The sequence below is a fragment of the Anaerorhabdus sp. genome (assembly GCF_036641015.1).
Classification (GTDB): Bacteria; Bacillota_I; Bacilli_A; order Erysipelotrichales; family Erysipelotrichaceae; genus Anaerorhabdus.
This window is the reverse complement of the sequence record NZ_JAVWFO010000003.1, coordinates 14,330-38,613: the sequence shown is the minus strand read 5'-3', so window position 1 is coordinate 38,613 and position 24,284 is coordinate 14,330. Positions and strand designations below refer to the sequence as shown.

25 protein-coding genes and 1 other annotated feature are annotated in these 24,284 nt (G+C 31.1%); of the genes, 5 read left to right on the top strand and 20 right to left on the bottom strand.

All coding sequences use genetic code 11. The features are described from left to right. Window positions 1–119 precede the first annotated feature (119 nt). From RR430_RS00995 to RR430_RS00955, 9 genes are all read right to left on the bottom strand, one after another. The gene (locus RR430_RS00995) at window positions 120–1,217 is read right to left on the bottom strand and encodes a hypothetical protein (protein WP_332487132.1); all 1,098 of its coding nucleotides are present in this window, start codon (window positions 1,215–1,217) and stop codon (window positions 120–122) included. Between the two features lie 10 nt (window positions 1,218–1,227). Then, entirely contained in the window at window positions 1,228–1,878 is a 651-nt protein-coding gene (locus tag RR430_RS00990; RefSeq protein WP_332487131.1) for a hypothetical protein, read from the bottom strand. A gap of 40 nt (window positions 1,879–1,918) precedes the next feature. Continuing rightward, the gene (locus tag RR430_RS00985; RefSeq protein WP_332487130.1) at window positions 1,919–2,347 is read right to left on the bottom strand and encodes a Bax inhibitor-1/YccA family protein; all 429 of its coding nucleotides are present in this window, start codon (window positions 2,345–2,347) and stop codon (window positions 1,919–1,921) included. Further along, window positions 2,337–3,707, bottom strand: a complete 1,371-nt coding sequence (locus tag RR430_RS00980) for a hypothetical protein (protein WP_332487129.1) — start codon at window positions 3,705–3,707, stop codon at window positions 2,337–2,339. The genes RR430_RS00985 and RR430_RS00980 overlap by 11 nt, the downstream gene beginning before the upstream one ends. 153 nt (window positions 3,708–3,860) lie before the next feature. Then, window positions 3,861–4,529: a hypothetical protein gene (locus RR430_RS00975; protein WP_332487128.1), complete on the bottom strand. Its 669-nt coding sequence runs from the start codon at window positions 4,527–4,529 to the stop codon at window positions 3,861–3,863. A gap of 139 nt (window positions 4,530–4,668) precedes the next feature. Continuing rightward, a complete protein-coding gene (locus tag RR430_RS00970) occupies window positions 4,669–5,652 on the bottom strand; it encodes a PH domain-containing protein (protein WP_332508558.1) in 984 nt (327 codons plus the stop codon). 87 nt (window positions 5,653–5,739) lie between these two features. Further along, on the bottom strand, window positions 5,740–7,287 hold the full coding sequence (locus RR430_RS00965) for a hypothetical protein (protein WP_332487126.1): 1,548 nt from the start codon (window positions 7,285–7,287) through the stop codon (window positions 5,740–5,742). A gap of 59 nt (window positions 7,288–7,346) precedes the next feature. Continuing rightward, window positions 7,347–7,901: an NUDIX hydrolase gene (locus RR430_RS00960; protein ID WP_332487124.1), complete on the bottom strand. Its 555-nt coding sequence runs from the start codon at window positions 7,899–7,901 to the stop codon at window positions 7,347–7,349. Then, on the bottom strand, window positions 7,901–8,671 hold the full coding sequence (locus RR430_RS00955; RefSeq protein WP_332487123.1) for an NAD kinase: 771 nt from the start codon (window positions 8,669–8,671) through the stop codon (window positions 7,901–7,903). The genes RR430_RS00960 and RR430_RS00955 overlap by 1 nt, the downstream gene beginning before the upstream one ends. A gap of 49 nt (window positions 8,672–8,720) precedes the next feature. Between RR430_RS00955 and RR430_RS00950 the strand changes: the two genes are divergently transcribed. From RR430_RS00950 to RR430_RS00940, 3 genes are all read left to right on the top strand, one after another. After that, a complete protein-coding gene (locus RR430_RS00950; protein ID WP_332487122.1) occupies window positions 8,721–9,818 on the top strand; it encodes a DJ-1 family glyoxalase III in 1,098 nt (365 codons plus the stop codon). Next, complete coding sequence (locus RR430_RS00945; RefSeq protein WP_332487121.1) at window positions 9,811–10,266, top strand: GNAT family N-acetyltransferase; 456 nt, start codon at window positions 9,811–9,813, stop codon at window positions 10,264–10,266. Before RR430_RS00950 ends, RR430_RS00945 begins: the two co-directional genes overlap by 8 nt. A gap of 80 nt (window positions 10,267–10,346) precedes the next feature. After that, window positions 10,347–11,162: a MerR family transcriptional regulator gene (locus tag RR430_RS00940; protein WP_332487120.1), complete on the top strand. Its 816-nt coding sequence runs from the start codon at window positions 10,347–10,349 to the stop codon at window positions 11,160–11,162. Between the two features lie 16 nt (window positions 11,163–11,178). On the opposite strand, the gene RR430_RS00935 is transcribed toward RR430_RS00940, so the two are convergent. The 8 genes from RR430_RS00935 to metG all read right to left on the bottom strand — a co-directional run bounded on the left by RR430_RS00935 (window position 11,179) and on the right by metG (window position 18,854). After that, a complete protein-coding gene (locus RR430_RS00935; RefSeq protein ID WP_332487119.1) occupies window positions 11,179–11,589 on the bottom strand; it encodes a DUF3788 domain-containing protein in 411 nt (136 codons plus the stop codon). 3 nt (window positions 11,590–11,592) lie between these two features. Then, entirely contained in the window at window positions 11,593–12,234 is a 642-nt protein-coding gene (locus tag RR430_RS00930; RefSeq protein ID WP_332487118.1) for a GyrI-like domain-containing protein, read from the bottom strand. Continuing rightward, window positions 12,219–12,461: a zinc ribbon domain-containing protein gene (locus tag RR430_RS00925; RefSeq protein ID WP_332487117.1), complete on the bottom strand. Its 243-nt coding sequence runs from the start codon at window positions 12,459–12,461 to the stop codon at window positions 12,219–12,221. The genes RR430_RS00930 and RR430_RS00925 overlap by 16 nt, the downstream gene beginning before the upstream one ends. 55 nt (window positions 12,462–12,516) lie before the next feature. Next, complete coding sequence (locus RR430_RS00920) at window positions 12,517–13,401, bottom strand: helix-turn-helix transcriptional regulator (RefSeq protein ID WP_332487116.1); 885 nt, start codon at window positions 13,399–13,401, stop codon at window positions 12,517–12,519. Between the two features lie 88 nt (window positions 13,402–13,489). Then, window positions 13,490–14,194 (bottom strand): DUF5131 family protein, encoded by a 705-nt coding sequence (locus RR430_RS00915; RefSeq protein ID WP_332487115.1) that lies wholly within the window; start codon window positions 14,192–14,194, stop codon window positions 13,490–13,492. A 4-nt stretch (window positions 14,195–14,198) separates the two neighbouring features. Beyond that, entirely contained in the window at window positions 14,199–15,515 is a 1,317-nt protein-coding gene (locus RR430_RS00910; protein ID WP_332487114.1) for a GNAT family N-acetyltransferase, read from the bottom strand. 94 nt (window positions 15,516–15,609) lie between these two features. Beyond that, on the bottom strand, window positions 15,610–16,851 hold the full coding sequence (locus RR430_RS00905; RefSeq protein WP_332487113.1) for a Gfo/Idh/MocA family protein: 1,242 nt from the start codon (window positions 16,849–16,851) through the stop codon (window positions 15,610–15,612). Window positions 16,852–16,895: 44 nt separating this feature from the next. Continuing rightward, window positions 16,896–18,854 carry a methionine--tRNA ligase gene (gene metG / locus RR430_RS00900; RefSeq protein WP_442878266.1) on the bottom strand — a complete coding sequence of 653 codons (1,959 nt, stop codon included), beginning with the start codon at window positions 18,852–18,854 and terminating at the stop codon, window positions 16,896–16,898. A 2-nt stretch (window positions 18,855–18,856) separates the two neighbouring features. Beyond that, window positions 18,857–19,061, bottom strand: a binding site (T-box leader). 319 nt (window positions 19,062–19,380) lie between these two features. On the opposite strand from metG, the gene RR430_RS00895 reads away from it, so the two are divergent. Both RR430_RS00895 and RR430_RS00890 read left to right on the top strand, forming a co-directional pair. Continuing rightward, window positions 19,381–19,581 carry a cold-shock protein gene (locus RR430_RS00895; protein WP_332487111.1) on the top strand — a complete coding sequence of 67 codons (201 nt, stop codon included), beginning with the start codon at window positions 19,381–19,383 and terminating at the stop codon, window positions 19,579–19,581. Window positions 19,582–19,681: 100 nt separating this feature from the next. Next, window positions 19,682–20,002 (top strand): putative heavy metal-binding protein, encoded by a 321-nt coding sequence (locus RR430_RS00890; protein ID WP_332487110.1) that lies wholly within the window; start codon window positions 19,682–19,684, stop codon window positions 20,000–20,002. 458 nt (window positions 20,003–20,460) lie between these two features. Here the strand turns inward: RR430_RS00890 and RR430_RS00885 are convergent, their stop codons facing one another. From RR430_RS00885 to rbr, 3 genes are all read right to left on the bottom strand, one after another. Next, on the bottom strand, window positions 20,461–22,029 hold the full coding sequence (locus RR430_RS00885) for a GGDEF domain-containing protein (protein WP_332487109.1): 1,569 nt from the start codon (window positions 22,027–22,029) through the stop codon (window positions 20,461–20,463). Then, a complete protein-coding gene (locus RR430_RS00880) occupies window positions 22,022–23,599 on the bottom strand; it encodes a diguanylate cyclase (RefSeq protein ID WP_332487108.1) in 1,578 nt (525 codons plus the stop codon). Before RR430_RS00880 ends, RR430_RS00885 begins: the two co-directional genes overlap by 8 nt. Window positions 23,600–23,734: 135 nt before the next feature. Next, window positions 23,735–24,274, bottom strand: coding sequence for a rubrerythrin (gene rbr / locus RR430_RS00875; RefSeq protein WP_332487106.1), 540 nt, complete (start codon window positions 24,272–24,274; stop codon window positions 23,735–23,737). Window positions 24,275–24,284 lie beyond the last annotated feature (10 nt).

Genomic DNA, 24,284 nt, shown 5'->3' with positions numbered 1-24,284 from the left:
CCTGACTTGTTATTCCTGTTACATTGTGTGCTCACATACCATCAGCAACAGGCAAGTTTTATTTTTACATTCATAGTTTATCATGACTCAACTGTTTGTCAAGTTTATTAAATTTTTAACTAGTATGCATTCTCCATTGTATCGATAAAATGGTGTACTACTTCCAATTGTTCATCACTTATCGAACCACTACCATCAGTATAAACATACACTAGTAAATCATCCGCATAAACGATATAACCTTGGCGTATTAAATCATCTGAAGACAATTTAACACTTACTATTACTTTTCCTGCTGATTGAAAATCAGATTTCCCTACTTCCGCTTTCAATGGTTCATCAACAAACAATTCATTAACTACTGAAATTAAATCTTCTTCATTTACTACTAACTCTTCTTGAGCTAATACATTGAATGAAATATTATTTTCAGCATCATATGCATCTCCGTTTAAACCATATGCATAGTAATCTTCTGCATAATCTGTTTCTGCATAATCTTCTTCATAAAAGCGTGGTAATTCAAATTTAACTCCACCAGCACTAATTTTTCTAACATCTGGTAAATTATTGTTATACTCATCTTGTGCTGCTTTAATTTCATCTTGATTAAAATTCATTATAAAGCCATAATACTCTTCAATTTGATTTAAAATATCTGAAGTAAATTTATCGCACTCAGCTAAATCAATAGTAACTCGAACAGATATACGTTGATTAGGTCCAACTTCTTGTAGATAAATAAATGTATATTGTCCAGTTGCTTCATATTCATAGTTTTCTATCAATTGTACTGCATCAAAATACGCAATAGTACGATCTTCATTAAAAGTAATATCTGAAATTGAAACGGTTTCTAGCAAATCATATGTATCCTCTACATCCGTTTTATAATCCAATATCGCTTCATCAGCATATTTTCCATAATCAAATAAATAATCATTTAAACTAACTGTAAAACTAATACCACTTGAATAAGTATATATTCCATCACCATAGCTATTCGAATTAGCTGTTTCTGGTATATATGCAATCATTTTTATTGTTTCCACTTCAGTTGGTGCAAATGCATCATCGGATAGTAAGTTAGCTTGCATCAACATTGAATATGCTTCATCATCTTCTTTTTGATTTACTAAAGTAGGTTTCTTTCCAGCACCACTACATCCACTAAGTAAGATTAGCGATAGTGCTACTAGTGCAATTTTTTTAATCATATTCATTACCTTAGTATGTTTGAATACTGCTAATAAATGCATCTGTAACTTCTAAGCCTTCAAGTGAAGTACTTACAGTAAGATTGAACAAATATTCACCAACTACTCTAAAGTAAACCTTTTGATGAAGTGCATAATTTGTTTCTTCTAAATATAGAAATCCATATTCTTCTCCACCAATTGTTACAGTACCTTCATCTTTAACTTCATAAGTAAAATCTTCTACTGAAGTAAGTTGACTCTTAAGTGTTTCAGTTAATAAACCTAGTGTAAATGTTTTTCCTGCTGGCCCTACATACTGTGACATACCTTGAATACTAGATGCTTGGTCTGGTCCTTTTAAGAAAAACTCCAAATATGTTTCTTGTAAATCTTCTTTATCGGTATCCATTACTTCAGCACCTGCATCAAGAACTGCTTGTTGATAATCTGAACTTTCAACTGTCCATCCCTCTGGTAATGTTAAACGCATATTTAATGTCTTACTTGAAAAGTTTGTATCTTCCCAAACGCCTAATTCATAAGCTGTTTCTGCTTCTGTTTCTGGTGTTTCTGCTGGTGTTTCTTCAGGTGTTGCAGTTGGTTCTGGTGTTTCTGCTGGTTTTGAACTACAACCTGCAATAAGAACTAATGCTAATAAACTTACTAATAATTTTTTCATGTTTTTTCTCCCTTTTTTTATTATCAAATTAACCCGACAATTACTTTCTTTTACCTAAGATACGTAGAACATATAAGAAGATATTAATAAAATCTAAATATAATTCAAACGCACCATAGATTGCTAGTTTACCTAGCATTTCATCATCTTGTCGTGCAATTTCATAATTTTGTTTAATCTTTTGTACATCATATGCTGTAATAATTAAGAAAATAAATACCCCTGCATAACATACATAGATATCAAATGATGGAATATTTAAGAATATACCAATTACTGATATAACAATTAATGTGATTAACGCCCCTACAATTAAAGAAGAATACTTTGTTAAATCTAATTTCATCGTATTACCAATTACTACTAAACTAAAGAATAAAATCGATGTAAATCCAAATGCCATCCATACAAAGCATTTCACTAAATGCTTTTGGATTGAATACTCTTCAAAATATGTACTATCGTTCATAATATTTCTCCTCATAATTAAATTTTTCTAACTCTTTTGGTTCATCCCCAGTTGCCTCATAAATTACTACTGTTTGTGTTGGTACATCAATTTCAACTATGTAAATTAATGTACTTAAGTCTTCCGGTGGATTTTCTGTCATAAATGTATCAATATCCATTGAATGAACTAACAAGGTTAATGCGCTCAATTCTTCCATTTCTGTATAAATAGCTTGATCAATCGCGATATCTATTACATTCTCTAAACTATTATCACCATCAATTACTATATCGTATGCGTAAGTATCCAATAAACTCGATGGATAAATTAAGTAGTCAATAGATGCTGGTGTTATAATCTCACGATACAGTTCAGTATTGAAACGATATTCAGTAGGATCTCCAACATTTTCAAGATCTATATAATCAAATCCTTGTGGTCTTATCCAGTAAGTTTCTACATCTTCCATAACATCATTGCCAAATGCAATGGTTGCATTAGCTTTAAACACATAATCAGAATTATTATAAAAGTATAAAACTGTTACTCCATCTTCTATTTCATAATTAAGCTCAATTTCACCATTTTCAGTAAAATCTACCGCTCTATAAATTGACGATTCTTCGTGAGTATTTGTATTATCATCATTGCTTATTATTGGCTTACTATAATTTGGTTTATTTCCACGAATAATTGAATATCCAAATCCAAATATCAGGAATAATACCGACGATATTGCAATAAATCCAATTAAATTTAAACCACCTTGTTTCTCTTTAAAGTTTATTGTCGAATGATTTGTATTTTCTTGCGATTTTATCTCATTATCATAATCAATACAACTTGCATCAAGCTTTGTTTTTAATACGGTCATAACAAGGTCACGATCATCTTTTTTATTTCTAGTATAAGAAATTAAATATGTTTTATTCTTTGCAATAAACTCGATAACAGGAACACATATGTTCCCTCTAAAGATTGTTTTTTCTTTACAAGATGTTACCCAAGAGCGATGTAGTACAAATCCAGCTGACATTTGCGTATGCAGTATATAGTTTTTAGATATATAAACTCTTTGGTGTAACTTCTCAAAATCTTCATCTTCTACATAAATGTCATCTTCTTGAATGCCTTTTTTAAATCTATTGATAGCTATTAAATAACGACTTCCTGATGCAATAAATAATACTAATGTAATTAAACAAACATAAATTACAAAAATATTTAACACAATGAAGAATACTTCTAATGATTCATTACTATCATTCTTGCCGAAAATCGAAATAAGTAGAATAACTATCCCTACTATTAGCGATATTAAAAATGCACTTCCTATGTTGCGAGTGCTTTTAAATAACAATTTTTTTATTAACTTCATATCTATCTCCCTGATTTTTTACTTTTATTGTTGGAATAATGCATTTGGTTACATCTATGTTACCAATTTTACGGTTATATTGTGGTTAGATGAGGTATTTTTGATATATTTGTTCGTTTTTTCATAAAAAAAAGTAGAATTTAGTAACTCTACTTATTTGATTCCACCTTCAAGTGCAAGTTCTGTATCCGCCTGCCCAATGATATTTTTTTCTATTTCTTGTGTATCTACTGTAGTTTCATAGTAGACACCTTCTTCAATCTTTTCACTTAATACTTTTTCAATCTTCTCGATGTTACCCTTTAATCTAGAATCGTTATTGAAATTTCCTTGATTTACAAGTCCCGTTGGCCCAGCACCGAAGTATTCAGTAGCAACACTAGAATCTATTACAAATTCAATTACACTAGCATCAGCTGAATGTGAACACCCGTTAGGTGCATCCTGTGAAGCTTTCGCATCTATTTTTACAATTGGAAGGATAATACCTGAATCAAGAGTGAAATAGTAACGCGTACCAATCTCACCAAAACTATACCCAAGTGCTGCTCCGATAAATCCATCCTCATCATATAACATACCAGTAGTTTGATCTACAGTCATATGTTCTTGAATATACTTATACTGTTTTGAACCAGTTGCTGTAATTGCTGTGTACGGCATATACGTTTTTGTTGAAGAAGTTGAACACACTTCAATTTCTTCGGTTTTAAACTCTTTGTTATATTGATCTAAATTTTCAATGGAAAACTCTTCTGCTTTAAAGCCTGTTAAGCCAATAAAACTCACCAATAAACAGAGTGTAAAAATGAATTTTTTCATGTTTACTTCTCCTTTTCGCGCTTTTACATTATACCAAATCAATACTTTGATGTCAAAATTCTTAGCCCTTATCAGTCTTTAATTGGCACATCTGCTTATATATTCTCATTTAGTTATTAGCACATTAAAATCGCTTGTTTTAATGTTGAATATGTTGTCTTTCTTTTAAACGTTTGATTTCCTCTATAAAACGATGAATTCTAGCTGCAATCTTACGACAACTATCATTATCCATGCCAATTGCCACAGTAGCTTTAGCTGTCTCAACTGTCATTACACTATCTACTAAACCCTTTTTAAGTGTTACACGTTCCATCTTAGGAAGTGCCATAGCTTGAATAGTTTGACCATTTTCACCTTTTCTAGCGAATATTAATCGGCGATTGGTCAATGCATAGCCAAAAGCGCCTAGGTGATCAAACTCTGATTTATATTGATGATTCCCCATAAAACAGAATAATATTTTTTCATTTGGAGCTAATGCAGCAAGTACCAGTGCCATATTATCCTTAATTACCCATTCATCAAATCCTTGGCCATAACCATGATTCATAATATATTCGTAACATAACTCTGGGCTATTTAATGATTCTATTTTCTTAGGAGAACGAACAGGTTCTTCTTCCTCAAAAATAGACAATTTTTCTAATAATGGTTTTTCTTTTTTAGGCTCAACTACTTCTTTTTTAGAAACATAGTTACTATAGCGAGGTTGTTCAATATATTGGTCTTCCTCTTCTTCATCATCGTCGTCGTCATCATCAAACGATGGTTTAATTACTTTTTTAATATTAGATAAAAATCCAAATAATATGATTAATACAAGAGAAACTCCAATATTAATCCAGAACCAATATGTACTCTTAGAAAATATAATATCTACAATTACCATAATTATAACTACTAGCGCCTTTAAAGATGTCTCATAATGTAAGTTCATTAATTTCATTACTGTATCTAATAAAGGACAAATCATGATTGCACAAACAAACGCCATCGTTGCCCCCACCATTGAATTTGTACCACCAGTACTAATAAATATCCCTATAGCTATGCATACCGCCGTTGCAATATAACGTAAAATTATTGTTATTATAGGTAATATTCCTGTTTTTTCTTTCATAACTATGGCCTCACTTTGCATTTAATTAGTTTACATTGCACAACAATATTATGCAACTTTTAAAATAAAACCATCATCTCTGATGGTTTATGCGCTCTTTTGAACAGCTCTTAATTGCTTTTCAATTCCTCGTTTTATCATGGTCGAACCTGAACCATAATCGATAGAATATCCTGCTCTAGTCTCTACTATTCGGGTCGCTCCTAAATCAGCTAGAATCGATAACTTTAAGATGCTTGGATCAAAAACTTGGATAGTTAATCTATTAACCGAAGCATGTAACATCTTTATATTAGATGTCCCACCCATCGCATCAATTGTTTTATCAATAATATTTCTACTCGTACCGTTATTAAATAAATCAATAGCTAAATATTTAAAGTATAAACGAGTAATTAAGAAATAGATAATCAAGCTAATTACACCAACGACACATATCGTTAAGATTACATGACTATAATTAGGATTACGTGCAAAATTCATAAATTCCAGTAAATTACCAGGTAAGCCAACATTAACATTACCAAAATAACTAAATCCTAATGCTACTTTTAATGCTTGGAATAATCCAAATAAAATTCCAGTATATGTAACATGAAATAAAAATAATAAAGGACACAATAATAGAAGCATTATTTCTAGCGGTAACAATGTACCTGCAAAGATTGACAATATTGTCGCAAGAACAAAGAATAATCTGATTCTACGCTTTTCCACTTTATCAGTATATGTAGCATAGAACGCCCAAATCATACCTGGAACTGCAAATATATTTAATACATAATACGGTGTTATAAATCTTCCTGCTGTAGCTGGAACTAAGTTTTGAGATACCATTGTTGTCCAAATACCAACATCACCCGCAACGCTTTCTCCCACTAGGTTAATCCAAGAACCCCCAAGATTACCAAACCAGAACGGTTGTCTAATAAAAGATCCTAATCCAAACACTGAGAATACTCTATCTGCAACCCCATAAATAAATATATTGATAGGATTAGAAATATCACTCGCAATAAATCTAGATATTTGATCAATACTTTGAAATAAATATTGCCATACAAAACAAATAATAAATGCCATTGCAATTGAATAAATAAAATTCAATATCATTGCCCACATATCTCGATCAACAAATGCAAGTAAACCATAAGCTGATTTATTTCTTGATTGTTTATAAGCAATTCTTGTAGTTATTGTGATTAAAATTACACCTACCATCCCTGTTTGTACAGGGTATTGTACTTTTCCTGCAAATGCCGCTAACTGTGATGATGGAAGTGATATTCCAAATATCGATGAAAATGCAGCACTAGGTAATGTATTACTTGCAAAGAATATTGTAAAAATGATAAATGTAAAATAACCCATAATCCCAATTAGGATTGTTGTTATACCATTACTTTTTCTTGATACTAAACGCAAGAAGAAAATAAACGGAAAATATACTACCAAGAAAGTTCCTATTCTTGTGATTGCTTCTGCAAATAAAATTACATATTGATTATCAATTGTCCAATATGGACTGAACACTTGATTAGTTATTAAATTCCCTATCCCTAAAAATAGGATTGCAAGAAAAAGCATTTTCAATGGTAATTGTAAAGCTTCATAAAATGCATGCCATCTCTTCATACGCCCACCTCGCTGTCTATCATATCATTTTTGCCTTCTCGATTCAATGTAAGGCCGTTTTATAACTGCTCGATTCTCTTGATTATTTTATTATATACTGGAATCATTTCTTGTTCACTAATCCATTGTTCTATTTCATTAAACGGTATCCATTTTAATGCACTATTTTCATCTTCTTTGATACATATAGATGCATTTTCATCAGCCTCAAAAACATATGTAACATTATAATGACGATGTTCCTTAACTAATTTACCTCTTTTCATATGTTCTTGAACTGGTAAATCATCTAACGAAATAATTGATGATATGCATTTAGCACTAGCTAATCCTGTTTCTTCCAATACTTCTTTCTCTGCTACCCTTAACCAGTCTTCATCTCCATCATTATGACCGCCTGTCCAAGAATAAGACTGATATATATTATGAAATGCCATTAAAACTTTATTGTGTTCTTTGTTTATTACAAAGCCTGTGCTCGTCATATGCCCCACTTCACACTCACGAGTAAATATATTGTCATACATACTAGCACACTTTAGGATATGTTCTTTTGTTATTTCCTCTTGTTGATCAAAAGGCATATAGTCTTTTATCGCCGCTATCCCTATCATTAGAACAAAGACTTCAATCTTTCTATATATGAAACATCACGATAACGCATCATTCTAACACTCTTTTTACTTAATCGACACACTACTTCCTTTTTTCCATCTAACTTTTGACAAGTTGAATCTGTGCACAATAATGCCCCTTCAAAATTATCAGATACTAATTTAACTACACTATCCTCTTTTAAAACAATAGGTGATCCAAGCGATTGAAATTCACGATGATGGATCCCCGCTATCTCTGCTATTTGGATTACCGGTAATCCTTCTTGAATTACTGCCCCTTGTACCGAACGATTGTATGCAGTAGATCCTAGTTGTGTACAAACACAAATCCCAGTCCCTCTATATGTTTCTAACTTCTCGTTATTAATATAAATATCTAATATTTGCGTACGCATACTATTTTCTACACGCATTTCATTTATCGCATATTCTACAATACAACCATCAATTGAAATCTCTAGTAATTGTGATTCCACAATCTTACCCTCTTTTTCAACCACTTCTTTAATTAATTGATCGATATCATTATTACGATAATCCGTAAAAAAACCTAAAGTACCACTGTGTATTCCCACAAAACTCATTGTATCTAATTGATTATGATACTGATGAATTGCATAAATAAAAGTCCCATCTCCGCCTATTGTAAAACAATAGTCTGGATGTTCCTCATCGTATTGTAAATATTTACTAAGTTTATCCCTTAAATATCCAGCTAGTTCCTCTGATTGAGAGTCGGGCCGATGCACCACAACAAAAGACTTCATGAAATCACTTCCTTATATGTGATATTATATCATAGAAGGAAGTGATTAAATGCAATCAAAATTAGAGATTGAATACAAAGTATTATTAACTGAAGAAGAGTTTAATCTTCTTCTCGATAGTTATCCTAATCACGAGTTGATCTCACAAACTAATTACTATTTTGATACCACCCCATCTCTTAAAGAAAGGCGTATGGGCTGTCGTATTCGCAAAATAGATAATAAGTTTATATTTACACTTAAAATTAAACAAAGTAATGGTCATCAAGAAATAGAATTTCCTATTTCTAGATTCGATATTAATGAACCATTAATACAAGAATGTTTTGTAAAGTATGACATTGTTAATCCAAGATGTGTAGGTGAACTACATACCTATCGCCACCTTGTACAACTATCTCATGCTGAGTTATGTATAGATAAGAATGAGTATAATGGAATAACTGACTATGAAGTAGAGTATGAGTTAAAAGATTCCACTATCAATACTTTTGATGAATTTATGAGTATATTGGACAATGCTCATATTACTTATCAACCAAACAAAAGAACTAAAATACAACGTTGTTTAGAAACGAGGAGATACCCAATGAAAACAGCTATATTTTGTGCCAATGGATTTGAAGAATGTGAAGCATTACTTGTTGTTGATTTATTACGCAGAGCGAATATGGAAATTGATATCATTTCAATGAATGATACCTTGGAAGTTAAAAGTTCTCACAATGTAACTATTACTGCAGATGATTGTTTTATTGATACTAATTTCCATGAATACGATGTATTAGTACTGCCAGGAGGAATGCCTGGAACAAAAAACTTACAAGATAACGAAAGACTAAAAACAATTATTAAAAAGCATAACGAACAAAACAAACTTATTTGTGCTATTTGTGCTGCACCAAGTATCCTTGGCCAACTAGGTCTATTGCAAAATAAAAATGCAACTTGCTTCCCTACATTTAAAGATAAATGTATTGGTGCAAATTTAATTGATGATACAGTTGTCCAAGACGGCAATATTATTACCGGAGTAGGCTTAGGTGCTGCGATTGAATTTGCTTGCAAGATAATCGAAAACTGCATCGGTAAAGAAGAGGCAGATAAAATCTTAACGCAAATACAAATGGAGAAAATATGTGATTAAATTAATTGAAGATTCTAATAGTAAAGAAGAAATCACTAGACTAATTCTTAATGAATTACCTGATTGGTTTGGTATTCCCGAAGCTATTGATGAATATGCTACTAACAATAGAAAATACCCATTATGGACATACCTAGATAACCAGAAACCTGTAGCTTTTATCTCCTTAAAAGCTACGAGCCAGCATACTGCTGAAATCTATGTAATTGGTGTTAATTCAAACTACATGGGAAAAGGAATAGGAACTAGCTTGTTTGAAGTTTTCAAATCATATGCATTAGACCATGGATTTTCATTTATTCAAGTTAAGACTGTCAAGGAAGGTGTCTATCCTCACTATGATAAAACAAACCATTTTTATAGAACATTAGGATTTAAAGAATTGGAAGCATTCCCAGAATTGTGGGATGAAAAAAATATCTGTCAAATTTATATTTTAGCTCTATAAGAAATAAAATAATTTTTAGTGTTGACTCTAACATGATGATATACTTTAAACTAAAGATGAGCTCAAGAGGAGGTCCTCCCATGTTAAAGATATCAGACTTTTCAAAACTATCTAGAATCAGCATTAGAATGCTACGTTTTTATGATGAACAAGACTTATTAAAACCTTGTGTAGTAAAAGATAATGGATACCGTTACTATGAATCCACACAACTACGATTAGCGTTACATATTCATTATTTAAGTTACCTTGGTTTTTCTACTGCGAAAATAAAACGTATTCTATCTACTTATCTTGATGGAGATGACATTGTTCAATATCTACAATCTCAATTAGAAGAAATGAAAGATGAACAGTCATCATTAATTGAAAAAATTGATTCTTTAACCAAAACAATAAACAAAATCAAACAGGAGGAAATGTTGATGAGTTATAAAGTTGAAGTTAAAGATTTACCCGCACGTAATATGATGTGTAAAAGAGGAATTATACCTACATACCAACACGAAGGATTATTATGGAAAGGTTTAATGGAAGAATTACATTCGCTAAACATGGATATCCAATATCCAACCGATTCAAAAGGAATGGCTGTATTCTTTGATGATGGATACAAAGAAACAGACGTAGATGTAGAAATTAGAATGGATGTTGTTGGTCAATACAAAGATACAGAGAATATTAAGTTCAAGAGAATTGATCCAGTTAAAGTAGCATCGGTAACTTTTACTGGAGGATACGAAAATATTACTGAGGTATGTATTCATATCGCTAACTGGATTTCTGAACATAATTATGAGATTGCAGGACCGGACTTTTCAATCTATCATGTAGGTTACAGTCAAACGCAAAACCCTAATGAATTCGTAACAGAAATTTGTTACCCAATTCAATAAAATAAAATAGAGAAAGCTAAATCTTTGGCTTTCTCTTTATTGTAAGCAATTTTAATAGTTCCTCATTATACAAGCTATCTTCTAATTCAAACAAAACCCATTTTCCATCATGATAAACTGTTGTATCATCATATACTTTCATAACTTCTTTTGAAAGATTTGGTCGTAATACCTCTACATTTTCTCTTTCATCTTTACCAAAGATTATCATAAATCCCAAAGTATTATCACGTAGTAGAAATGAACAGACTGTTTTACTACCTTTTTTGTATTTACATTCATATACCCATTTCTTTCCACCATCAAACCAACTAATTTCTAAATTATATTTCTTATTTATCATATCTGTTAATTCTTTAAAAAGCTTAGCTTTATCTTTGCCAACAACAGATATTATTTGATTTAAATCGATATGTTCAATTAACATAATCTAAATCTCCTTAATTGGATGACGTATAACTGTTTTTAGATTTTCGGGTTTCGTTTTCCTTGGATCACCTAAATAAATTTCATGGTGTCTTCGGGTTGTGAAGTCTTCTTCATAACCTTCCTGCATAATGAAGTTTACGAGTTTTCCGATAGTCTCTGGTTCATTATCATATGGACCTATATGCATTACTTGAGCACACAATCCTTCTTCTACTTCACCAAAATAACACTTTGATAAATCAATATTTGGCTTTTTCTTCTTAAGTTGTTCTTTAGCTTTTTCAAATACTTCTTTTGTTACAAAATCAGGTTGGCGAATCAACGAAGTCCAGGTAAATTTATCTTTTCTTAACTCATTAATACCATTGAAATGCCCATCGTTTACGCTCCAATATCCTTCAAGTGGTGGTACAACATAGTCAAAATATCCTTCTGGTTGGTTCCCACTCATCTTACTCATTTTTATGCAATATGATAATCCATAAAGAGCTTCTAATGCATCCTTATAACTTTGTGATGTGTTGGGATTTCCTTCGCCATCAATCATAATGAATTTCATACTCGGTATCGTAATGATACTCGGTGTCGTAGATGGAATGTAGTATTCTTTTTCCAGTTTTTTATAATCTACGCTTTTTTCCATCTTTTTAATTGAGGCAACATCTCATTCATCATTTTTCTTGCCTCATCCTCACTCATTCCCTCCATATGAGGAATACAGAAATCAATCATTTCAGCAATTGTACAATCTACCGTAAACCTTCCATCCTCATAACAATACAAACAGTAATCTTCGTTATTAGTACCATCACTATTCTTTCCAAACAAATCTTCATTTAGTGGCATTCCACAACTTTGACATATTTTCATTTTTATATCTCCTTTTCGTAGTTCTATTATCTACTACTAAACTAGACATCTTTTGTCAGTTATTAATAAGTTTCATCATTTTTTTTATTTCTTTTTCCACTTCTAGTTTCATTTGCATTGGTTCAATAACTCTTACTGCTGATCCAAATGATAATATGTATTCTTTTAGCCACATATCAACAGGAAAAGATGTTTCTACCACTATCTCATTTTCCAAATACTTTATTTGATTATTATCAAATTCCTCAACAACCCTATTCTGTACTCGATAATCAAAACTTAGTATTACTTTTTTATTATGAGTTATATCTATACTTTCAATACTTGGTGGATTCAATTGTTCTGTAAATGTTTCGTCTAAAACTTCTATTTTTTCTATTCTTACTAATTTAAATATACGATAGTCATTCCTAGTTAAACAATACCCCTGAACATACCAACCCCTACCTTTAAAAACTAATTTTGCTGGTTTAATTTTACGCACAGTTTTATTTCCACTTGTTCCCCAATAAGTTAATTCAACTACCTGTTTTTTTAATATTGCTTCTTTTAATATTTCAAAGTAATTATTTGTCATTCCCCATTCATTCAAACTAACTTCAATCCAATCACTTGTTTCTTTATGAAATAAGTTTTTTAGTTTTAATATTAATTCATTTGAATGGGCAGTTGCCCCTTGCATACCTTGCAACGCAGTTATTATTTGATCCTGTTCAAAAGATGTTAACATGGTTTTATTTAAAATATGATTATCCAGCAAAGTGATACCTCCACCTTTACCCTGAGTTGTAATTAGCGGAACTCCAGATAATGTTAATGTATCAATATCACGATAAATAGTTCGTACTGAAACCTCTAGTTCTTCAGCTAGTTCTTGTGCTGTACATGTGTTTTTATCAATTAAACGATTCAAAATCTTAAATAATCTTTCAGCCGACATAACTTTACCTCTTTTCAATTATTATACACATATCTTGACATCTATTGTCATATTTAATTGAAAAATAAAACCAACATTTCTGTCGGCTTTACAAATTAGCTTTTCTAGCTTGTTGATGCTGAAATTTTCTTGGAACTAAATACATCTTTCCATCTTTTACAAATCTGTAGCCTGTCTGTTTAAACCAAAAATTAACGCCAGATTCTTCACATTGTCTTTTTAAATCCAGTATCCAATCATAATAACAAGGTCTTGCATTACTACCTGACTCTCCCCCACATACAAGCTGATAAATATCATCATCTAAGTATTTACTAAAATCTACTTTTTCTAACATCGGTTCACAAATAATATTCTTTTTCTTTATTGGTAACGTTTTAAATATAGGTAATCTTTCGTCTGCTCTTTTCTGCGTCTCACATGTTACCCCAATCCATACATTATCGTATCCATCTAACCAATCATTTGGAAGATGGTCTTTAATTCTTTCTGGGCGTTTAGTGATAAAGAAAAACTCACAATCGCTTCTTTCCTTTATTATTTCCCATGCTTCATCTCGCCATTCATCCGCTTCCTCTAAAAAGAAATCAGATGTAAAACAAGTCCATATCATGGAACCTTTTTTAATTTTATATTCGCCCTTACGATTTTTAGCAATTGGCGCATAGAAAGAATTAGTTTTATGGATATCTTCCGGATTATTTCCACGTTTAAAATCACCACGAAACATGTAGCAATTCAAACATCCTTCACTTTTTTTATGACATCCATGCCACAAATTCCACATTGCCATTATATTACCTCTTGAAATTTTTATCCATTTCTTCTGAGAGATCTTTACATAGATATAGCAAATTTTCTCTCACATCTTTTCTAGACTTCCAATCCCTATTATCCCATTCATTTTTAGTTAGGTCATCACCACCATAAATTAATGCCGCATAATTTACTTTTCTAAAATGAGTAAGCGCTAATAATCCAGCTTGTTCCATTTCAACCATTAAGCAGTTTTCTAAAGTTCTTAGTTTAATTTTTTCTTTAGTCTCACGATAAAAAGCATCCGTTGTCCATACTTTACCTGTGACATAGCTTATATTCTTTTTATCCAAATAGTTTTGTGTAAATTTTAATAAATTTGGATCAGCATGTACTTCTCTACTTGGTTTCATATAATGATATGACAATCCTTCATCTCGAATTGCTGAATCAATTAATACAATTTTACCTACTGTAATATCAGGATGAAGTGATCCTGCACCACCACAAAATGTTATTTGTGATGAGCCTAGAGCGATACACTCTTCTAACTCTCCACCACATCCTGCCCCGCCTACATATCCTTTAACCACTAAACAATCATCATCTACAAACTTGTAGATATAAACTTTATTTTCACCCTCTATAACTTCAAAACTTGTAAGTTTCCCTTGTTCAACTAGTCGATCAATCACATCGTGAAAAAAACAAACTACTAATCTTGGTGGAAATTTCAAATAATTATTTTGCAAAAAACTTGGGTTAATAAATGCATCTTGATCTTCATCAAATTCTAGGATTGGAAATTCTTTCTTAATGCCATTTGTTTTTTTGTACTCTTCTTTTGTAAGAATATATTGATGACAATTAAATTCTTTATTAAGTTTCTCAGATGCAAAAATTGAATCGCCTATAAATTGATATCCTGTTTTTAAAATAACATTCATAGAACGTTTATTCTCAACAAAATGTTCTACCCAAATACAATCAACCCCTACATCATTAAATAAATAATCATGAAGACTGTTTATTGCTTCAGCCATAAACCCTTGTCCCCAATAATTTTTATTTAAGCAGTATTCTATATTTCTTTGATCCATTTGTTTGTAAACATCTAATTTATTATTATATGCTGCAATTGATCCAATCACTTTATTATTAGATTTATTTACTATTGCATATTCCTGATTGTTTTCAATAAAATTTCTTAATACCGTTGTAGTTGTTTCAATTGATTCATGTTTTTTCCAACCTGCATGTATTCCTATATCATCCATCGATGCAAACTCATAAAAATCATTTAAATCAGTCATTACCCATGGACGTATAAGCAATCTATCTGTTTCTAATATTTTCACAATTTTACCTTCTTTCCTTTACAAAATATACTAACCACTAATCATTCAAATCTCTTCAAATAGGATTTGTAATAATTCTTATTTGATTAGAATTCTAGATATTCTTCTTAACGAATTCATCTATGTTAATTGTCTTGTTTGTATTTCTTGACTCATCAGCTGCAAAAGCTAATATATGAGAATGGACTGATCCTGTAATTGGATTTGTATTTTTCATTTCATCATTGAGTAATCCAATAAAGTCATGCATGATACCAAAATCTCCACCGCCATGTCCTTTACTTTGTTTCTCAATTTCAAACACTTCTTTCCTGCCCTCTAAGAAATCTATAAATTCTATATAATTCTTATTCATATCCGCTTTGATTTCACCCTTTGTACCCATAATTCTTAAAGTACGATTACAGTCTTCAGTAAATGCTGTCATTGTGAATACCATTGTTACACCATTTTTATATTTTATGTTAATCGTTTGATGATCAACAACTGTATTATCTGAATGAAATACACAATTACCATAAGATGTTTCTCTTAGACTCTTAGTACGACCTTCAATACTCATATCAGTACCTATTGCATTAGTTGGCCAGCCAATATCATCAGTTAGATATGTTTTATAAACATCATATCTGCAATTATTTCTATTTGGGCAATTATCTAAACAACATTTTGGAGAATCTTTAGGTGCATTACTTTCATTAAAATAAGCTAAATCACCAAAGCTTGATAAATACTCAGCTTCACTGTTTATCAACCAAGTATAGATATCTAAATCATGACAACATTTTTGTAAAATCATTGGTGACGATGTTGCTTCATTGCGCCAATTACCTCTTACAAATGAATGGGCTTGATGCCAATGTCCTACATTTTCCATTGCTTCCACATTTATAATTTGCCCAAGTATTTTATTATCTAATAATTCTTTTAATTTTTTATAAAATGGAGTATAACGTAAAACATGACACACAATAATTTTTGTATTGTATTCTTTAGCTAATCTTTCAATTTCTAAACATTCTTTTAAACTAGGTGATATCGGTTTTTCTAATAAAATATCATAACCAAGTTTAATTGCGGAAATTGCTTCTTGATAATGGTCTTGATCCATTGTTGCGATTATTATCGCATCCGCAAGTTTAGGTTGTTGAAGTAATTCCTCCGCTGTTTCAAAACACATATCATCACTTATGTTATATTCTTTTTTAAAAGATTCAATTCTACCTGGTATTAAATCCGCCACTGCCACAAACTTTAAACCTCCATATTCTTTCACGTATGGAGGATAAGCAAATTGTCCTCTAAGTCCTGCTCCTACTACTGCACATGTTTTCATAACTATTCCCCTTTTATATAATGAAAGCCTGATTTTGTCAGGCTTTACTTTACTTGTGTTCCAATTGGTAAATCTTGAATGTTTAGTACTTCTATTTGTTTATCTGTTGCGCCCGCAAGTATCATACCTTGTGACTCTACACCTCTTAAGTTTGCAGGTTTTAAGTTAATAATAACTACTACTTTTTTGCCTACCATTGTTTCCGGTGTATAACTTAGTGCAATTCCCGATACAATTTGTCTTACTTCTCCACCAATATCAATTTGCGATACAAGTAGTTTATCCGCCTTTGGATGTTTTTCACATGAAATTACTTGTCCAACTACCATTTCAATTTTAGCAAAATCATCAATTGTAATTTCTGGTAGTTTAGAAACTTTAACTTGTGGTTTTACCGTTTCAGCTTCAATCTTCTCAAGTGTTTCTTTTTCATCAAGACGAGCAAATAAGATTTCTGGTTTATCTGTTACATGGATACCACTTTCCAATAATCCAAACTCTTGAATTGAATCGTAATCACGTTTTTGAGTATTTAATTGATCAAGTACCTTTTCTGCAGTTTCTGGTAAGAATGGTTTCAATAGAATAGCTGCATAGCGAATACTTTCTAACAAATTATATAACACTGTTTTTAAACGTTCATGTTGAGCTTCATCTTTGCCTAATGACCATGGTGTTGTTTCATCAATATATTTATTACTTCTTCTTAACAATGTGATGACTTCATCTATTGCATCCGCAACCTTTAATTCATCCATTTTTTTATCTACTGCTAGAACAGTATCTTTTGCAGTTTGAATTAACTCATCATCAAAATCACCTTTGCAGTTTGTATTTTCAACTAAACCGCCAAAGTATTTATTTGTCATTGATACAGTTCTATTTACTAAATTACCAAAGATATTCGCAAGATCTGAGTTGATACGTTCAATCATTAGCTCATAAGTTACTGTACCATCTTGTGCAAATGGCATTTCATGTAACATGATATAACGAACCGCATCTACACCAAAGTATCTACATAAATCATCTGCATAAATTACATTACCTTTTGATTTACTCATCTTCCCTTCTCCCACAAGTAACCAAGGATGTCCAAAAACTTGTTTAGGAAGTTCAATATCTAAAGCCATCAACATAATTGGCCAATAAATTGTATGGAAGCGTAATATGTCTTTACCAATTAAATGTACATCTGCAGGCCAGTATTGATTAAACAATGGATCATGGTTACCATCCAAATCAAATCCTAATCCTGTAATATAGTTTGTAAGTGCATCAATCCATACATAAACAACATGTTTAGGATCAAAGTCTACTGGAATTCCCCATTTAAATGATGTACGAGAAACACATAAATCTTGAAGACCTGGCTTAATAAAGTTATTTACCATTTCATTCTTTCTTGATTCTGGTTGAATAAAGTGAGGATTATCTTCAATATGCTTCATTAAACGATCAGCATATTTACTCATTTTAAAGAAATAGGCTTCTTCTTTTGCTGGTTGAACTGCCCTACCACAATCTGGACACTTTCCATCTACTAATTGTGACTCAGTAAAGAAGGATTCACAATCCTTACAATATAGTCCTTCATATTCTGATTTATAAATATCCCCTTTTTCATAAAGTTTCTTAAATATTTTTTGTACTTGTTTTTCATGATATGGGTCTGTCGTTCTCATGAATTTATCATATGATACATTCATACCATCGAACTGTTCGCGAATTATCGCTGCCACTCCATCCACAAACTCTTGAGGTGTTTTGTTTGCTGCCTTAGCTTTGTCTTCAATCTTTTGTCCATGTTCATCAGTTCCTGTTTGGAAACGTACATCAAAACCCACCAAACGTTTGTAGCGTGCAATTGCATCAGCTAAAACTATCTCATAGACATTTCCTATATGAGGTTTACCTGAAGTATAAGCAATCGCCGTTGTTATATAATACTTTCCTTTGTTTTCCATCTTATTTTCCTCCTTAAAATATAAAAACGCCCTTATTAAATAAGGACGTCATTCACGCGGTACCACCTTAATTTATACTATTACTAGTATACACTCAACCTCTTAACGCGAAGATACGTTTCATTTTACATATCAAATGAACAGCTCCTAGACCATGTTCACCTATTCTATCATGTATGTTTACACCTACCACATACTCTCTTGCTTTCTAAAATAAGTTACTCTTCTATTCTTTGCCTGTACCGATATTATATATTTGAAGTCTTATTGTGTAAAGACATTCTACTAAGTATCCTTCTATTTATTACTATTCTGTCTAATACTCTTCCATACTCCTTGGTTATATTTATGCTTTTTATTTTTATTTATTTACTTTTATGTCTAAATAGTTCCAATATGTATCTAAAATCCCTTATTTATGCATTTATTCGTTTGACACTTGTCTTTTACCATGCTATGATAAACAAGTATTCAAGCAATATCAGAGATTTCGCATCGAGGTCAGTGTTGATTGAGATGTGTTTTTTTTTAAGATTTGCGATACAAATTATGGAGGTACAAAATGAGTACAGGTAAAGTAAAATGGTTCAACGCTGAGAAAGGTTACGGATTCATCACTGGTGATGATGGTCAAGACATCTTCGTACATTTCTCTGCAATTCAAACTGAAGGATTCAAATCATTAGATGAAGGTCAAGCAGTAAGCTTCGACGTTACAACTAGTGACCGTGGTCCTCAAGCAACAAACGTAGCAAAAATCTAATTTAACTGCTAATTGCTAATTAGAAAGAGTATATAATATACTCTTTCTTTTTGTATTTTTTTGTATAAATCAAGTACAATAGTAGTAGGAGGTATCTATTATGATTACAACAACTACTCCTTCAATAGAAGGAAAAATTATTAAAACATATCACGGAATCGTATTTGGCGAAGTTATTACAGGGGTAAATTTCATTACTGATATTGGAGCAGGATTTAGAAACTTCTTCGGTGGCCGTTCAGAAGGGTATGAAAACGAACTTATCTTAGCTCGCCAACAAGCATTAGATGAACTACAAGCCAACGCATCCAAGCTTGGAGCAAATGCCGTTGTAGGTGTTGACTTTGATTATGAAGTATTAGGAGCAGATAACGCTATGTTAATGGTTACTGCGTCTGGAACTGCTGTATCTGTTGAATAGAAAAATGCACCTCATACTTTTATGAGGTGCACCTAGATTATAAACCTTATTTGTCAAAAGAAATCTTAATGATATTGTCCCAATTTATGAAGTCAAGATTTAACGTATTTAGGACATCATTAAACAATTAATTCGAATATCTAAAGGGAGAGTCTAGATATTCATTAGCTAGACATATTACGGGGAGTTGGTTAATAACTAGGTATTTGGGTAATACTTATACTCAATTCTGTATATCGAAATCTTAACTTCACGGAACAAGGTTTAGTTTTGCTCCACTCACACATTATCATTAGATAAGTGTGTCAATGGAGCAAACAATCTCGCCCAGTTTGTCATCTATAGAAACTGTTAACTGCTTCTACATTTATACATTATAATCAAACTAGAAAAAATTCAAGTAATGTTATCTAACAATAAAGCAATCCCTTAAGTGAATACCTAAAGGATTGCTTTTCTTACTTTATATCTTTGTAGTTAACAAACTGATTACGCCCATTTTCCTTTGCGAAATACAATGCTTTATCTGCATTTTTCATGATCTCATTAATATCGATGACCGATTTATCATCATTACAGAAACCTGCTGTAATTGTCACTATTTCGCTATCATTTTTTATATGAGCGATATTTCTTTCTCTTACATCATTAAGTACTGCACTTAAGTATCCATTTATTTCTTCATCTGATTTCCCAGAGCATAAGCAATAATACTCATCCCCTCCATACCGACCAACACTTATACCATCGAATGCATGGCTTTCTAATATACTAGAAATAAGTTTTAAGATTTTATCTCCAATTAAATGTCCATATGTATCATTATATTCTTTAAAATGATCAACATCGATCATGATACAGCCAAAAGTCTTAAATCTCTTATCACTTTCGATTTTCAACAATAGCTTTTCACAATACCGGCGATTATATAACCCTGTTAGCTCATCCAAATGTGCTTCTTTTTCAAGATTTTCATTTTCCCTTACAAGTAATGAATGTTTTTGACTAACTTCAAATAGTTTAATCCTATTTCTTAATGTCTCGGCAATACTATTATTATCTTGTTTCTCACGAGTCATAAGTGAATAATAATAATTTGCACTAGTCTCCATTCGCACTTCATCGTATTTTTCTTCAAAATCAACCAATAATTTTTGATAACTTAGTTTTAAATGCAAATCATCGTTATCTATAACATCAAACAAATCAGTAAGTATAGAACGACACTCTTCTCTTAAATCTGTTAACAGTAAACTTTCCGCTAAAAAAATTAATTCCGAAATAAATATATTTTTATTACCTTCAAATATTTCTGCCTTATATTTACAGAAAGCTAATAACTTTTCAATTTCATCAATATTATTTTCTAAAACATAAATTCTAATAAGCGATGTAATCATCATAAATTTTATGTAGCTATTTTCAGTTTCTATTTTTTTTGCCTTTTCATAATACTCACGAGCACCATCAACATCATCCATATCACAACTTACTCTTACTAAGTTTAAATATATTTGAAGTATGTTCATTTCTTGATTATCAACTTTACTTACTTTGTCCAATGCTTTTATAAAGTAATCTTTGGCAAATTCTAAATCTTTTAATTGCATTAATATGTAAGCCATATTATTGTATAGAACTCCAATAGTAGCAGAATCATTTTCTTCTTCGGCAATTGCTAAAGTTGCATCATAAGCATTAGTCGCTCCAAAGTTATCACCTTTAAGTTGACATAATACGCCTTCGTTTCGATAACAAAGAATTAATAAATCATTAAAATTATTCTTCTCACAAATTGCATGTGCTTTTTTTAAATTAAACTCAGCAGAATCAAATTTACGATAAGCTATGTAATAAATCGCCAAATGAATAAAGGCGTATGCTAGTCCATGTTGAACATCCAATTGATAAGCTTTTTTCAACAATTCCTCTGCATCAATTTTCATTTGTTCATAATCTTTTGATTTATTATCATCTATACGCAAATAATATTCGAGAAGTTTTGTATGAATATTTACTTTACTCATGATTGCACTCCTCACTTACATATTTAGTATATGTATTTCTACCTTTACGCTTTGAGTTATATAAAACATTATCTATCTCCATTAATAGATCTTTTATATTTAGATTTTTATTAACAGAGCTAACTCCATAACCAATAGATAATGTTACATGATTTGAACACTTACTAGATTCGTGTGGTAATGCTTTTTCATTTAGTTCCTTCAATACTTTTTTAATATATGCTTCAACTTCTTCATCTCTCATATCAATAAATATACAAATAAACTCATCCCCACCAAAACGACATGGCTTAATATTATTATTGTCAGTATTCCTTAAAATATTAGCGATTTCAATCAATACCTTGTCACCTGATAAATGACCATATGTATCGTTATACTCTTTAAAATAATCTACATCAAAAATTGCGAATCCAACAGTTTTAATTTTACCATTAGACAAACTTGCAATAAATGTATTTAAATATCTTCTATTATATATTTGTGTCATTACATCCATCATTGAATCATTCTTCAGCGATGCATTATCATCAATTAACTTCTCTTCACTCTTAATAATATTTTGAATTTCTATATGTGCTCGTATGCCTGCAATCTTAGTTAAATTATTTTCGCTTTCAACTATTTCGTATGCTTTTAAGAATTTTAAATATTGATATTTTAATGCTTCATCATTATGTGTTTTTTCATAATATTCTATTTTTAGTTTTTGAATTTGCATCCATTCACTTTTATCATCGCACTTAAATAGTTCTTCCATGTAAACAATTAATTTGTTTACTTCATCATACGCACATACGTGCATCATTGCATCAACCATGATTGCTAAACAATCATATTTAAAACTCTTACTTGAAGAAAAATCGGAAAGAATATTAAGTAAATTATTATTCAATTTAATTGATTTATCACTATCATTTGACATTGAATATAATCTTAAGTAACAAATATTTAATAAAATTGGATATACTTTTGAATTCCAATTTAACTTTTCAATTTCTTCGATGTAAAAAGGAACATCATCTATCTTGCCAATATAATTTAATAGCTCAACGATGTTCGTTAATGTTATTACTTTGTTATTTGTGTAATCCTCTGTGTAAGACTTATATTTTTCATAAGTTCCAATACTATAATCAAGTGCTGTTTCATAATCTTGACATAGCCTAAACAACTCTGCAATATTTCCATATGCAAAATACGCTCTACTCTCAATTCCTAGAATACCTGCAATTCTTATTATTTCAAGATATGAATCAAGCCTACCTAACAAATCAAATGTTGTACCATCATTTAATGCTTTTAGTGTATAGTACATTATTAAGTTTTCACTGGGTTCCATAGATAAAACCGTTTTAGCTTTTTTCATATAATAATTTAATTCATTTGTATCATGTGCAATGTTAGCGTAATAGCTTGCTAGTGCAAGATATGCAAATGCAATGTCATCATTATTATTTTCTTCTAAAACATATTTAAGTAAAGTATTACAAGTTTCTAGATGTTCTTCGCGTGATAAAAAATTGTTGGTCATTACTTTAGTTTTCAATTCAACAACTATCTCGTTCAATATCATCACCTCATAAATAGTTTGATATATTGAATTATATCACTTTATACTTTTATTGACTATCTCAATAAGCATAATAAAACCTCGTAAGAAATTCTCTTTACATAGATATCTTTACGAGGTTTGATTTAAATCTTAATAATTAGTTTTTTTAACTTCAAAGAATGACTTTGGATATCCGCAAAGAGGACAAGCTCCTGGAGCATTTTTTCCTACCATTGTGTATCCGCAGATTTCACATTGCCAAGCAACATCTTCTGTTTTGCTGAACACTGTATTATCTTCAACGTTCTTAAGAAGAGCTAAATATCTTTCTTCATGTTCTTTTTCAATTTTAGCTACCATGTCCATTTGAGCAGCAATTCTAGTGAAACCTTCTTCACGAGCTGTAGCAGCAAATTCTGCATACATATCAGTCCATTCATAATGTTCACCTTCAGCAGCAAGTTTTAAACTTTCTGCACCATCTGGCATTTTATCACCATGTAATGCTTGGAACCATAAACGAGCATGTTCTTGTTCGTTACGTGCTGTTTCTTCAAAAATTGAAGCAATTTGTTCCATTCCTTCTTTGCGTGCTGTAGCAGCAAAGAATGTATATTTGTTTCTAGCTTGGCTTTCTCCAGCAAATGCAGTTTGTAAGTTTTGTTCTGTTTTAGATCCTTTTAATTCCATGTGTGTTTTC